Raw genomic sequence first — 13,953 nt, forward strand, 5'->3', positions numbered from 1 at the left:
GAGAGATTTATTAATATCATAAGGCTTTATACCCACAACATAGTGTATCTCCACCTCAGTTTTTGTTCAGGGACGTTACTGATAATCCCGATGAGAGGATTTTCACCTAAGACTGTTTGTCGATTTCCGGGTGACATTTACGCTTCTCTTCGTGGCGTGCGCGTAGCATCGCCTCATTATGCTCCGGCAGGATCATGCGCGATGACTCCCATAGCATATTCAATCCCGGCGTAAGTTTATTCGTTGACATATCCGAATCACTTCTACAAATACTGTATTGCCAAACAAGTGTTCTTGTGCAACAAAAAAATCCTTTTTGCATTCGACATTATTTTATAAATATAGACAAAATTGTTTGGACCTGGATGACGTAAATGGTTTATATTAGAAACGCCAAAAAAAATTCAAAGGAGATTATGTATGAAAAAGAAGTTTGGATTATTGTTATGCTTTACTCTATTTATGTCCATTTTTATTCCGGTGGTATCTGTTAGCGCCTATGCCGGCGGTTATGCAAATGGAAAACCAGCAACAGTATCCACCAAGTTTGGAGGAGAGACTCTCGATGTTACCTCGTTAATCACTGATAATGACGAATCGACGTTTTATACACTTCCGAAAGGCAAAACCATTACAATTAATCTTGGCAAAGAAGTAATTACAAATAAATACAGAATAAAAGCAAGTTCTAATAAGATAAGAATAAATATATATGCGGCAAATAAGTCTTCCAGTGGGGGGACCCGTGTAGATTACAGTTATACTGACATACCTGATGGTACTGAAAAATCATTGAATACAAATGTTTATCAGTACGTAACAATTGCTTCGGATAACAATGAAAACATTAAAATTTATGAGTTTGATATGATCAACACTTTAAATCCTGAGCCAACACCCACACCAGACCCAACACCCACACCTGATCCAACCGGGGACCGAGCAATCCTGACAGTAACAATGACGACCGGCCTTGAAAAAGAGTACGACCTCTCGATGGATGAAATTAACGCGTTCATCAATTGGTATGATGCAAAAGATGCCGGCAGCGGCTCTTCCAAATACGCAATAAACAAGCACGATAACAACAAAGGACCGTTTAGCAAGCGGACGGATTACGTTATCTTTAATAACATTCTTACGTTTGAAGTGAACGAGTACACGGCAACATCTGCAACATACAACAAATAAACGAGAACGACCACTACGGCCGCGTGAAGTGCGCCCTGTCAAGTAGACAGACCAAAAAACAAAATCATAAGTGTTCAATCCCCTCGGTTATCAAAGCTGAGGGGATTATTTTTCTTAGTTATGCTGCTCGTCGATATTCGTTAGGGGATAAGCCGTTTAGTCGTTCGGTGTATCGAAAATTATTGTAATACATGGATATAAGTTCTTACACTTCGAAGGAGACTGTCATACGTATCGTACTTCTCCAGATAAAAGCTTTCTGCTTTATAGGTACCCCAGAATCGTTCAATGGGTTGGTTGTCCAAACACCGGCTTACACGAGACATACTTTTTGTAAACTTGTATCTCTTTTGAAGTTGTTTGTATTCCAGCGAAGTATACTGAAAACCACGATCACTGTGCAAGAGCGGCGTAGCCTTAGGGTTTCTTTTATAAGCTTTCTTTACCGTATTCATGACAAGCTCATTGTTATTGGAATGGCTGAGCACCCATGACACCACAGAGTTGTCATAGCCGTCAATAATGGCACTCAGATAGGCCTTGCGGTCAGTTCCGTACTTTAACTCTGTTACATCGGTACACCACTTTTGGTTGGGGGCATCCGCTCTTGTCGATGGCTTTCTGGTAATTCAAATCATGAGCGAGGGTAAATTGTACAATTTCAATACGTTCTTCGTAAGTGGTTTTCCGTCCTTTATTCATATGAGGAGATTCAATCCTTTTCCAAGTTGGATTTATTTTCACCCCTTCAGTATACTTGGAAATCCAGTTATCTAACACAGATTTACTCGAAATATGGTACTTCTCCGCCGCCGCTCGTACAGAGTGTTCACCAGAGAGTACATCTTGAATGGCGGATAGTTTTAGCTCCTTGGAGTAAGATTTCCATCCCCTGGATTCTCTTAATCCTTCTTCTCCATCTTCTTTGTATTTTCTTATCCAATCGGTAACCGTGTTTTTATGGACCCCCAGTTGTTTTGCCTCGTGGTTAGGATTGGATTCATGTTGCAGGCAACGCCTTACAACCTGAATCTTAATTTCATATGAAATCGGGCTTCTTTTGGACATTACAAAAACTCCCATCATGGTAGAAGTAGAGTTTTGTTTTTTCTACTGTCTACTATGATGGGAGCATATCACGGCCAAGGTGGTCTTTTTCTCTTTATTTAGGGAGAAAAAAAGAACTATATGACGAATTTAACGAGAATAAATTACCCAAGAAAGGAAATGAGGTTAAAGTGACCAAGAAAATTCTAACTTTCATACTGTCCTGTACGCTTGTGCTGACGATGTCCGGGGGGGCCTCAACAGCGGCCGGAAAAGACATCAAAGTCGACAGCTTAGCGGCGGCAACGAAAGCAACTACGAATAAGGCCACAACGACTAAAAAAACGACGACAAAAAAGAAGACGACGACATCCAAACCGAAGAAAACAACAACCAAGAAAAAAACAACAACTACAACGAAAAAATCGAGCGATGAGGTTTATTACAAAAACTGTTCCGTAGCCAGAGAGGCCGGTGCAGCGCCCCTGTACAAAGGTGATCCGGGATACCGTAAAAAATTGGACCGCGACGACGATGGAGTAGCGTGTGAATGAAGCAACCAGGGGGAGGATTATGACGCAGTTAGATGTAAGAACTCTCCCTGTATGGAGAGTTCTTTTTATTGCGTTGGCGGGCGCCTTGGCCTGGTCGTTCTTTACCTGTTTAAACACTCTAGTTAGTTTTTGAACATATTAGAATTTTAAATAGAAGAATATTGTATTTTCATCTTTGTATTTTGAGTTTGAATACATCATAGTATCTACAGCGCCAATTTCAAATCCGTTCTTCAAATAAAATCGGCAAGCTAGTAAATTAACATCCTGCGTTTCAAGCGTAAATCCTTTCATCTCATTGTGTAATGCCCATTCCTTTGCCTTGTTTAGTAAGGCAGTTCCAATTCCTTTTCCTCTGCTACCTTCGAATACAATAAGTCTATCAATAGAAGCAAATCTATTTTCGTAACCTATGCTTAATCTGATGTGTCCCAAGCATTTTCCTTCGGAATAGTATAAGAACGCGATGCTGTCATCGCTATTTATATAATCATCAAGCTCTTCGTGTTCAGGGTATGTTGACTCATATGATTGTTCATAAAGTTCTTCTTGATAGCTCCAATTTCGATTTTCTAATTTAGGTATAAGCCTGCCTATGACAGTGAAGGGATAATCCTTGCATTCATAATAATTTTTGTTATTACACGTCATTTCGACAATCTCAAACTCTCTCAATTTCTCCAAAATATTCCTCCCTTATTTCCTTTAATATTTCCAATAATAATATAATTTTATAAGCAGTAAAAGGGAAGTTTACTTTGCGGGTGTGGCGGATGAGTGGGGCCGCGTTCGTCCAGTGGGAATTATCGAGTTTGGCGGGAGGATTGCTACTTTGTTTACGTGGTGCCGCGGACATACCTCGAAGAGATGATCGCAAGGGGTTGCGGTATATGAGACCGGAAAAGCTCCGCTTATAAGGAAAAATTATCCTCAGGGGTGCGCCCTTAAATCTTGCAAGGGTCCGCGCCTATGCTGTATAATCGTAATGTAAACGATATTTTGAGCGAAAATCCTTCGCCTGGGTTATCGTACAATGTTCGCGAAACCGTGTAACCATGCGGAGTTCTAACGCGTAACTTTATCGGGGTATGGCGCAGTCAGGTAGCGCGCACCCTTGGGGTGGGTGAGGCCGTGGGTTCGAATCCCGCTACTCCGATCATTTAAACCAAACAAAACCACCTTATTCCGGTTTCTACCGGAGCAAGGTGGTTTTGTTTCTGTCTATCCTATAAAAAGATGTCTCCAACACCGCTGAGCGATGATCTTTTCGCTTTTTCATTCGTAGGGCAGTACTTCGCTTAACAATTCCTGTTCCGTCTCGAGCGGATCGATCAAAAATTCAAGCATAATGACGACCTCCTTGAAGTAAAACTCAGGTTTGTTCACCGTAAAATTTTAAAATATCATCCACCGTCAAAAATACATCGTCTTCCTGTCGGGTCGTTTCCTGATCGGAAAACGGTTGCTGCTGTACAGATTCCGTCTGGTTTATCTGCTGTTCCATATTTCGCTTGCCTCCTACGTCGTTGCAACCCTTGCAACCCTCATCTAATGAAGGTCCTGCAATCTTATTTACCCCGTTTGGTCATAAATGTAACACCACGAGCACTCCGCTTCCCCACACTAGGTTTTCAGTATATGCCGCAAGCCTGCAAAAGGTGACAATTTCTATATACTCATCACGTTCGCACCTCACCTTCAACATCAGGTTACCAAGTTCATCCTATGAGTACGAAGCGACGTCCTATTCCCTATATCAAAAAAGAACCGCAGCCTCATCGGCGGTTCTTCCTTTATGGATCTTTTATTCATTCCGGGTCCGCCCGGATTCTTCCTCAAATTCCTTCAACCACTGCCGATCCTTGGCCGATAAATGCAGATTCTCCAAGAGGTCGGGCCGGCGCTGCCAGGTTCGGCGCAGCGCTTCCTTGCGTCGCCAATCCGCGACGTTGGCGTGATGTCCGCTTAGTAAAATATCGGGCACCTTCCAGCCGCGGAATTCCACAGGACGCGTATAATGGGGATACTCCAGCATACCCGTGCTGAACGAATCCGTTACGGCGCTCATTTCATTGCCCAGTACGCCGGGGAGCAGGCGAGTGACACTGTCGATGATGACCATGGCCGGAAGTTCCCCGCCGGTGAGCACATAGTCGCCGATCGACAGCTCGTCGGTTACCAGATGCTCGCGGATCCGTTCGTCATAGCCTTCATAGTGCCCGCAAATGAAAATCAAATGATCCTCGGCGGCCAATTCCTCCGCCTTCCGCTGCGTAAAGCTCTCCCCTTGCGGGCACATCAGAACTATCCGCGGAGGGCGACCGGCTTCCTCCCCGGCTTCCCTCCGCCTTTCCAGCAGATCTTCCACCGCATGAAAAATGGGCTCCGGCTTCAGCACCATCCCCCCGCCCCCGCCATAGGGCGTGTCATCCACGCTGCCGTGCTTGTTTCCCGCATATTCGCGAAAATTCACCGCGTGGAGCTTGACGATGCCTTTTTCCCGAGCTTTCCCCAGAATGCTGCTGTGAAACACGCCTTCGAACATTTCCGGAAACAGGGTCAAGACGTCCATGCGCATGTCAGAGCAGTCCTTCCATCAGATGAATCTTGACGAGCTTCGCTTTGACGTCCACATCCAGGACCACTTCATCGATAACAGGAAGCAGGAGCTCCTTGCGCGAGGGCTGCTTCACGACCCACACATCATTAGCCCCCGGGCGCAAAATTTCCTCGATCACGCCGAGTTCGCGGCCCTCTTCGTCCACGACCCGGCACCCGATAATTTCGTGGAAGTAATACTCGTTTTCCGGTAGCTCCACGCTCTCTTCCTTCGGCACCTTCAAATCATAGCCTTTATATTTTTCCACGTCATTGATATTTCCGTATTCCTCCAACTTCACGATATACATCTGTTTGTACGGTCTGGCCGCCGCCACAGTTACCTGAATTTGGCCGCCCTTCTCGGGATCGATCATCAACAGCTTCGACTTAGGCGCAAAGCGCACCTCCGGGAAGTCGGTATGGAGCAGCACCTTCAATTCGCCGCGAATGCCGTGCGTATTCACGATTTTTCCTACCTGCAATAATGAGTCCGACATCTTTACCTCCCAAAAATCTATTCTTATCGGGGTTCTCCCGTTTCCCTCAAGCTTCAGCATGTACGAAAAAGGGCTAGGACAAACATCCTAACCCGCTTTCGTATATTTTTAAGACATGATGTCCACGGTAACCCGCTTATCCATCTTAACGGCTGCCGATGCCACAACCGTGCGGAGCGCCTTGGCGATTCTCCCCTGCTTGCCAATCACTTTCCCTACATCATCGGGATGTACGGACAGTTCATAAACAATCAGATGTTCCTTCTCCACGACCTCCACACGGACATCGTCCGGATGATCAACAAGAGCCTTCGCAATAACGCCGACTAATTGTTCCATAAGGACCCTCCGAAATCAGCAATTATTTTTGCTGCTTAAGCTCATGAAATTTCTTCATTACGCCTGCTTTGCTGAGCAGATTGCGAACGGTATCGGATGCTTGCGCACCGTCTTGCAGCCATTTCAATGCTTTCTCTTCGTCGATGTTCACTACAGCCGGTTCAGCAACCGGGTTGTAGAAACCAATCTCCTCGATAAAACGGCCGTCACGCGGGGAACGGGAATTCGACACCACGATACGATAGAAAGGAGCTTTATGAGCGCCCATGCGTTTCAAACGAATACGAACTGCCACGAAATTCACCTCCTTTAAAAAATCAAACTTGCATATATTTCATCCGGTAATTGTACAGGACTCTTACCGGAAAGGAAACCTCATACCTTTGCCTGCCTTGCCGAGCTGCTTCATCATTTTTGACCCTTTGCCTTTCGGGCCCATCATGTCCGAAAACTGCTTCATCATGCGGCGCATCTCGTCAAACTGCTTGATCAGACGGTTCACATCGGCCAGCGTCGTTCCGCTTCCCGCGGCGATCCGCTTGCGGCGGCTGTGGTTGATCATGTCCGGATTCTGTTTCTCCTGCTTCGTCATGGAATGCACGATCGCTTCGACCCGGCTCATTTGCTTCTCGTCGACCTTGATATCCTTCATCTGCTTCATCTTACCCATGCCGGGAATCATATCCATGATCTGGTCGATCGGACCGAGCTTCTTCACTTGATCCATCTGTTCCAGGAAATCATCAAACGTAAATTCCGCATTGCGCATCTTACGTTCCATTTCCTTGGCCTTCTCGGCATCGATATTGGACTGGGCTTTCTCGATCAGCGAGAGCATGTCGCCCATCCCGAGAATCCGGGAAGCCATCCGCTCGGGATAGAACGGTTCCAGCGCATCGATCTTCTCGCCCAAAGCGGCAAATTTGATCGGACAGCCCGTCACCGCTTTAACCGACAGCGCCGCACCGCCGCGGGTATCGCCGTCCAGCTTGGTGAGCACGACCCCGGTCAATTCCAACTGCTGATTGAAGCTCTCGGCCACATTCACCGCATCCTGACCGGTCATCGCGTCGACCACGAGCAGTACTTCATCCGGCTTCGTGACCTCGTGGATTTGACGGAGTTCCTCCATCAACGCCTCGTCGACATGCAGCCGTCCGGCCGTATCGATTAGCAGGTAGTCGTTGCCGTTGTCCTTCGCATGCTGCAAAGCCTGTTTGGCGATCTCTACCGGGCTGTTGCCTTCCGGAAGCGTAAATACCGGGACTTTGATCTGCTCGCCGAGCACCTGCAGCTGCTTGATCGCCGCCGGACGGTAAATATCCCCCGCCACCAAAAGCGGACGATGGTTGCCCTTCAAGAGCAGCTTGGCCAGCTTGGCCGAAGTCGTCGTCTTCCCGGCCCCCTGCAGACCCGCCATCATCACGACGGTCGGCGGCCGGTTGTTCTTCGCCAGTTTGGCTTGGCTGCCGCCCATCAGTTCGGTCAGCTCTTTGTTCACGATATCGATGATGACCATGCCCGGCGTGAAGCTGTCCATCACCTCGCTGCCGACAGCCTTCTCTTTCACTTTGGCGATAAAATCCTTGACCACTTTAAAGTTGACATCCGCTTCCAGCAAAGCGAGGCGAACTTCGCGCATCGCTTCGTTCACATCATCCTCCGAAACTTTGCCTTTGCCGCGAAGCTTGCTGAACACGCTCTGCAATCGATTCGTCAAACCTTCAAAAGCCATTCACCGGTCACCTCCGTTCCATAGTCCTTGTCCAACCGCTTAGTTTTACAGCTGTTCTGCTTGCCGGAGCAGCTGTTTGGCCGTCTCTTTATGTAGCTGAGACATCCCGCTGTCCTCCAGCACTTGCTCCAAACGGGACAGCAGCCCGCTGCGCTCTTCGTCCTTCCGAAGCAGCCCCAGCTTTTCCTCGTAAGCCTCCAACATCTCTTCGGCCCGCTTAATATGTTCATACACCGCCTGGCGGCTAATTGCAAATTCCGAGGCGATCTCGCCCAAAGAAAAATCATCGAGAAAATAATATCTGAGAAACGTCTGCTGCTTTTCGGTCAGCAGCGTTTCGTAGAAATCAAACAACAAGTTGATCCGATTGGTCTTCTCAAGCCTATTCTCTTGACTCATTTGGGCACCCCCTCCGTCAAGGAAAAACACTTTACAGCGCATCAACGAACCTAATCATACCCAATCGCGAAGGCATTGTCAAGTAAAACTCCTTAACAACAATAGTGTCGCCATAGCCGCCAAAATAAAGAGCCACAGCCCGAAAACACGGACTGTGGCTCACTGCCCAAATGGTCGATGCAAGGCCTATCGATGCGGAAGCAGGTACATCAAAATCGCAAAAAAGTGCGTGATGCTACCCCCCAGGACAAACAAATGCCAAATCGCATGGTGATAAGGAAAGGCTCTCCATACATAAAATACCGTGCCCAGCGTATACAGAATGCCTCCCGTTACAAGCAGCACGATGCCCGGCTCAGGGACGGCCGCCGTCAACGGCCCCCAGGCAGCCACGATCAACCAGCCCATAATGAGGTAAAAAAACGTGGACATGAACAGGAATCGCTTCACGAAATAGGCTTTGAACACGACGCCGAGCAGCGCAATCCCCCATACGATCCCGAACAGACTCCATCCGAGCGGTCCGCGGATCGCAACCAGAAGAAACGGGGTGTACGTGCCGGCAATGTAAATATAGATGGACGAGTGATCAAGAAACTCGAACAGATCCTTGACTTTCCCTTCCTTAAAGCTGTGGACCAGCGTAGAGCACAGATAGAGCAGAAGCATGCTCACCCCATAGATCGTGAAGCTGACGACGTGCCAGGCCGTTCCCTTTATGCTGGAAAAAACGATCAGCAGCACCAATCCGGCCAAGCTGAGCAGTGCGCCGACGCCATGGGTAATGGCATTGGCGATTTCCTCCCGGCGGGGATAAGTATGCGTATTGGCCATCTTTTCACCTCCGTGAAATTCTTGTTTTGAGCTACATTACTATAAAACAGCATATGGGCGTTCGCCCAAATCCGTCACTCCGCCTTTTCCTCGGCTTCTTCCTCATCCCGGATCAAACCGGCGAAGAGGCCGTGAACGAACTGCTCGGAATCGAATTTCTGCAGGTCTTCCATTTTCTCGCCAAGGCCGACGAGCTTGACCGGAAGACTGAGCTCCTGGCGGATCGCAATTACGATACCGCCTTTCGCTGTCCCGTCGAGCTTGGTCAGCACAAGCCCGGTCACCCCGCTCTTCTCGCCGAACAGCTTCGCCTGGCTGAGCGCGTTCTGGCCGGTGGTGGCGTCGAGAACCATCAGCACCTCATGCGGCGCACCGGGAATCTCCCGCTGAATCACGCGGAAAATTTTATTCAGCTCTTCCATCAGATTCGATTTATTCTGCAGACGCCCTGCCGTATCGCACAAGAGAATGTCAGCGCCGCGCTGCTTGGCGGCCTGAACCGCATCGAACATCACCGCCGCCGGATCGGAACCCGCCTGCTGCTTGATCACGTCCACGCCGACGCGTTTGCCCCAGACTTCCAGTTGCTCGATCGCTCCGGCCCGGAACGTGTCCCCTGCGGCCATGAGCACTTTTTTGCCCTGCTGCTTGAAGTGATGCGCCAATTTGCCGATCGTCGTCGTCTTGCCGACCCCATTGACGCCGACGAACAAAATGACGGTGATGCCGCTCGGGTTCAGGTGCAGGTCGTTGTCTTCATCGCCGCGCAGCAGCTCCACCAGCTTCTCCGACAAAATCGGCTGCAACTCGGCCGCATCCTCGATCCGGCGCTTCTTCACTTCGGCGCGCAATTCGTCGATCAGCTTCATCACCGTATTCACGCCGACATCGGCACCAATTAGAATTTCTTCCAGCTCCTCAAAAAATTCTTCATCGATTTTTTTGCGCCGGGTAATGAGCTCCGTTACCTTCTCGACAAACCCCTTGCGGCTTTTCTCCAGTCCTTCCTTAAACTGCTTCGTCACCGATTCGGTTTTGGAAGCAATGCTCTCCTTCAGTCTTTTAAAAAAACTCATAGGTTCCCTCCTGCATCTATATTGAAGTCTCAGGCAATTTCCATCGTTTCCTCATCCTCGAGCTTGACGGAGACCAGTTTGGAAACCCCGCCTTCCTCCATCGTGACCCCGTACAGCACGTCGGCTTCCTCCATCGTGCCTTTCCGATGAGTAACGACGATAAACTGCGTCTGCTCCGAAAACTCGCGAAGATACTGGGCAAACCGCGCCACATTGGCTTCGTCCAGCGCCGCCTCCACCTCGTCGAGCACGCAGAACGGCACGGGCTTGACCTGCAGAATTGCAAACAGCAGCGCCATCGCGGTCAGCGCCCGTTCCCCGCCGGAGAGCAGCTGCAGGTTTTGCAGCTTCTTCCCGGGCGGCTGGGCGACCACGTCGATCCCCGTCTCCAGCAGATTCTCCGGATCGATCAGAATCAGATCGGCCCGTCCTCCACCAAACAGCTTGGAGAACACGATGACAAATTCCCGGCGGATCGCGTCGAATGTCGTTTTGAACCGCTTGGACATCTCGTCGTCCATTTCCTTGATTACCTGGTACAGCGTCGTTTTCGCTTCCACGAGGTCTTCTTTCTGCTCGCTGAGGAAACGATAGCGTTCATTCACCCGTTCATATTCCTCAATCGCGCCCAGGTTCACTTCACCGAGAATGGCGATTTGCCGTTTTAGCTCCTTGATGTCCGCCTGGGTCTGCGGCACGTCCTCCGGTACGGCGTAAAGCTGCTTCGCCCGTTCATACGTCAGCTCGTAATCATCGGCCAGCTTGCGGAGAATGTTGTCCAGCTCCACATCGAGCCGGTTTGCCTGGATTTCCGTCTGACGCAACTGCTCCTCGACGGTTTTGAGCGCGATGCGCTGCTCTTTCGTCTCGCTCTCGCCTTCCTCGAGTTTCTTTACGAGCGCCATGCGGGAAGCCCGCTCCAGCTCCAGTTGCTCGCCGGCGCGAGACTTCTTAAGCTTGTAGTCGTTCAATTCCTCCCGCTGAGTGACCGTCTGGCGTTCGTTCTGCGCCAGATCGGCCTCAATCGACTGGAGGATGCTGCGGTTCTGATCAAGCTCCCGTTTGAGCAGGCTGCAGTCTTCTTCGGATCGCCGAAGCTGCTCCCGGAGCGAGAACACCTCCTGATCCAGCTTGCCCTCGCGAACTTTCAGCCCGGTAAGTAAATCCTGCAGCTCTTCCTTCGCCGATTCGTTGGCTTTACGGGCGAATTCCGCCGCCTGAATGGATTGCTGAATGGACTGTTCTTCCTTCTCCAGTTCGAGCAGTTTGGCTTCGGCCTCGGCCTTGCTCTTGTCAAGGTCTTCAAGCTCCTTGTTGTAGTGGCCTTTCTCCTGGCCGTAGAGCTGGTACTGCTCCGAGACGTGGCGCCACTCGTGGTCGATCTGCTTCAGCGTCCCGGCAACCCCTTGCTCCTCCGTCCGCTTCTGGTCACCGGCCTCGCGCAGCTTCTCCAATTCCTTCTCCGCGGTCGCCACCTGCTCGCGGATATCCCGCAAACCGTGGCGGAGCTTGGTCAGCATCTCGTCGCTCTCGGCGATGTCAGCGGCCAATTGATCCAACTGGCGCTTGCGCCCCAGCAGGTTGCTGTTCTTGCGATGCTGGCTGCCGCCGGTCATCGAACCGCCGGCGTTGACGACATCGCCTTCCAGCGTAACGATGCGGAAGCGGTATTGACAGCGGGCCGCCATTTTGTTGGCCCGCTCCAAGTCGCTGGCGAAGACGACATTGCCCAGCAGGCTTCCGACGATGTCGGCATAGCGTGGCTCGTAGCCGACGAGCTCCGCACCGATGCCGACAAAACCGTCGGCTTCCTCCAGCAGCCGCTTGTCGGAGGCGGAAATCTGCCGCGGACGAATGACGTCCAGCGGCAAGAACGTCGCCCGGCCGAGCTGGCGCTGCTTCAGAAAAGCGATCGCCTGACGGGAGACCGCTTCGTTCTCCATGACGATATGCTGCATCGCCATGCCCAAAGCCGTCTCTACGGCGATCTCCAGCTTCTCCGGCACGCGGATCAACTCGGCAACCGCACCGTGAACGCCTTGAAGCGCCGATTTGCGGGCCGCCTTCAGCACTTCCTTGACCCCCAGCGCAAACCCGTCAAAATCTTCTTCCATCTCCTTCATCGTGTCTCGGCGGGAAATCAAACCTTCCCGTTTCTGCTCCCACTTGCGGATCCCGTTTTGGCTTTCTTCAATTAATTTTTGGAGGGACTGGTGCTTCTCGCTCTCGGCGATATACTTGTTCCGCAAATCGGCGATTTCTTTTCCAAGCTGTTCCAGCGTACGTTCCAGCTCCTGCTTCTTGCCTTTGAGCCGATCAAGCTCGCCTTGCCATTTGGCGCCCTCCTCCTCGGAACGGGCCATTCTGCGCTGTACACCTTCTTTTTGCTGATCCGCATAGCGGACCTCGCTCCGGGTATGGGCCATCAGGTTCATAATCTCCAGGAGTTGGCCCTTCAGCCCTTCCTCCTGCTCCTGGCTGATTCCTCCCGTCACTCCGACCAACTTTGCTTCCTCGGCGGACAGCTCGGTACGAAGCTCCGTCAGCTGTTTCTCCGAAACCGCGAATTTGGCCGCGAGCGCCTCCATCTCGGCAGCCCGCTGGGCATACCGCTCCTCGCTCACGGCAAGCGATTGGCGGAGCTGGTCGCGGTTTTGGGTCAGGTTCTTGGCGCGTTCCTTCAACACCTCGCCGAAGCCTTCGCTCTTCTCGTAGCTCTCGCTGTACTCCAGAAGCTGGGCTTGCAGCAGCTCGATTTGATCTTCCACCTGCCGCAGGGCCAGCCGTTCGTTCTCCAGCTTGGCATCGTGCGCCGACACCACCGTCGAAAGGGCGGTATGCTCATCCTGAAGCTTGGTCAGGCGGCTGTTCGCCTCGCTCCACGTTTCGTGGATTTGCTCGATTTGGTGGACGTACAATGAAATTTCTTTATGTTTCAACTGTTCGCGCAGTTCTTTATACTTATGGGCTTTCTCCGATTGCTCCTTCAGCGGACCGATTTGATCCTCCAATTCGCTGACCAGATCGTGGATGCGCAGCAAATTCTGCTCCGTTTCATCCAGCTTGCGGCGAGCATCGCGTTTGCGGCTTTTGTATTTGACAATTCCTGAAGCTTCTTCAAAAATCCCTCTGCGATCCTCGGACCGGGTACTTAAGATCTCTTCGATCCGCCCTTGTCCAATGATCGAATAAGCTTCTTTGCCGATCCCGGTATCCATAAACAGCTCGGTAATATCCTTGAGCCGGCAGGACTGCTTGTTGATCAGGTATTCGCTTTCCCCGCTCCGGTGGACCCGCCGGGTGACCGTCACTTCGCTGAAATCCAGCGGCAGTGCGTGATCGGCATTGTCCAGCGTCAGGGAAACCTCCCCGTAATTGACCGCCTTTCTCGCATCGCTTCCGGCAAAAATGATATCCTCCATCTTGCCGCCACGCAGCGATTTGGCGCTCTGTTCGCCAAGCACCCAGCGGATCCCGTCGGAGATATTGCTCTTGCCGCTACCGTTGGGCCCGACCACCGCCGTAATCCCGCGGACGAATTCCATTTCCGTTTTGTCGGCAAAAGATTTAAAACCTGCTAATTCGATCCGTTTCAAAAACATACGTTCACGATCACCTCTGACGACTATTGTACCATACCGCAAGCCCCCGGGACAGGCGAAGAAAAGATCCCCGCTCCT

13 protein-coding genes, 1 tRNA gene and 1 pseudogene are annotated in these 13,953 nt (G+C 50.7%); 3 read left to right on the forward strand and 12 right to left on the reverse strand.

Annotated elements, in window-relative coordinates; all coding sequences use genetic code 11:
• Positions 1-420: 420 nt before the first annotated feature.
• Positions 421-1,191 (forward strand): hypothetical protein, encoded by a 771-nt coding sequence (locus V4U88_RS09395; protein ID WP_334073006.1) that lies wholly within the window; start codon positions 421-423, stop codon positions 1,189-1,191.
• Positions 1,192-1,309: 118 nt separating this feature from the next.
• Here V4U88_RS09395 and V4U88_RS09400 read toward each other — a convergent pair.
• Positions 1,310-2,259: pseudogene (locus V4U88_RS09400) on the reverse strand (IS3 family transposase).
• A 221-nt stretch (positions 2,260-2,480) separates the two neighbouring features.
• Here V4U88_RS09400 and V4U88_RS09405 point away from each other — a divergent pair.
• Positions 2,481-2,792 carry an excalibur calcium-binding domain-containing protein gene (locus tag V4U88_RS09405; protein WP_334073372.1) on the forward strand — a complete coding sequence of 104 codons (312 nt, stop codon included), beginning with the start codon at positions 2,481-2,483 and terminating at the stop codon, positions 2,790-2,792.
• Positions 2,793-2,930: 138 nt separating this feature from the next.
• Here V4U88_RS09405 and V4U88_RS09410 read toward each other — a convergent pair whose 3' ends face one another.
• Positions 2,931-3,476, reverse strand: a complete 546-nt coding sequence (locus V4U88_RS09410; protein ID WP_334073007.1) for a GNAT family N-acetyltransferase — start codon at positions 3,474-3,476, stop codon at positions 2,931-2,933.
• 398 nt (positions 3,477-3,874) lie between these two features.
• Here V4U88_RS09410 and V4U88_RS09415 point away from each other — a divergent pair.
• Positions 3,875-3,948, forward strand: a tRNA-Pro gene (locus V4U88_RS09415).
• 216 nt (positions 3,949-4,164) lie between these two features.
• Here V4U88_RS09415 and V4U88_RS09420 read toward each other — a convergent pair.
• The 10 genes from V4U88_RS09420 to smc all read right to left on the reverse strand — a co-directional run bounded on the left by V4U88_RS09420 (position 4,165) and on the right by smc (position 13,875).
• A complete protein-coding gene (locus V4U88_RS09420) occupies positions 4,165-4,296 on the reverse strand; it encodes a hypothetical protein (protein WP_334073008.1) in 132 nt (43 codons plus the stop codon).
• Positions 4,297-4,596: 300 nt separating this feature from the next.
• On the reverse strand, positions 4,597-5,370 hold the full coding sequence (trmD, locus tag V4U88_RS09425; protein WP_334073009.1) for a tRNA (guanosine(37)-N1)-methyltransferase TrmD: 774 nt from the start codon (positions 5,368-5,370) through the stop codon (positions 4,597-4,599).
• 1 nt (position 5,371) lies between these two features.
• Positions 5,372-5,890 carry a ribosome maturation factor RimM gene (rimM, locus tag V4U88_RS09430; RefSeq protein WP_334073010.1) on the reverse strand — a complete coding sequence of 173 codons (519 nt, stop codon included), beginning with the start codon at positions 5,888-5,890 and terminating at the stop codon, positions 5,372-5,374.
• A gap of 108 nt (positions 5,891-5,998) precedes the next feature.
• The gene (locus V4U88_RS09435; protein WP_068780674.1) at positions 5,999-6,229 is read right to left on the reverse strand and encodes a KH domain-containing protein; all 231 of its coding nucleotides are present in this window, start codon (positions 6,227-6,229) and stop codon (positions 5,999-6,001) included.
• A gap of 22 nt (positions 6,230-6,251) precedes the next feature.
• Complete coding sequence (rpsP, locus tag V4U88_RS09440) at positions 6,252-6,524, reverse strand: 30S ribosomal protein S16 (protein WP_114495920.1); 273 nt, start codon at positions 6,522-6,524, stop codon at positions 6,252-6,254.
• Between the two features lie 63 nt (positions 6,525-6,587).
• Positions 6,588-7,964 carry a signal recognition particle protein gene (ffh, locus tag V4U88_RS09445; RefSeq protein ID WP_334073011.1) on the reverse strand — a complete coding sequence of 459 codons (1,377 nt, stop codon included), beginning with the start codon at positions 7,962-7,964 and terminating at the stop codon, positions 6,588-6,590.
• Positions 7,965-8,009: 45 nt separating this feature from the next.
• Positions 8,010-8,363 (reverse strand): putative DNA-binding protein, encoded by a 354-nt coding sequence (locus V4U88_RS09450; RefSeq protein WP_334073012.1) that lies wholly within the window; start codon positions 8,361-8,363, stop codon positions 8,010-8,012.
• Between the two features lie 186 nt (positions 8,364-8,549).
• Positions 8,550-9,197, reverse strand: coding sequence for a PAQR family membrane homeostasis protein TrhA (gene trhA / locus V4U88_RS09455; protein ID WP_334073013.1), 648 nt, complete (start codon positions 9,195-9,197; stop codon positions 8,550-8,552).
• Positions 9,198-9,271: 74 nt separating this feature from the next.
• Positions 9,272-10,273: a signal recognition particle-docking protein FtsY gene (gene ftsY, locus V4U88_RS09460; protein ID WP_334073014.1), complete on the reverse strand. Its 1,002-nt coding sequence runs from the start codon at positions 10,271-10,273 to the stop codon at positions 9,272-9,274.
• A gap of 29 nt (positions 10,274-10,302) precedes the next feature.
• Positions 10,303-13,875 (reverse strand): chromosome segregation protein SMC, encoded by a 3,573-nt coding sequence (gene smc / locus V4U88_RS09465; protein WP_334073015.1) that lies wholly within the window; start codon positions 13,873-13,875, stop codon positions 10,303-10,305.
• Positions 13,876-13,953 lie beyond the last annotated feature (78 nt).

The organism is Paenibacillus sp. A14 (assembly GCF_036864815.1).
In the GTDB taxonomy this organism is placed as follows: domain Bacteria; phylum Bacillota; class Bacilli; order Paenibacillales; family Paenibacillaceae; genus Fontibacillus; species Fontibacillus sanfengchensis.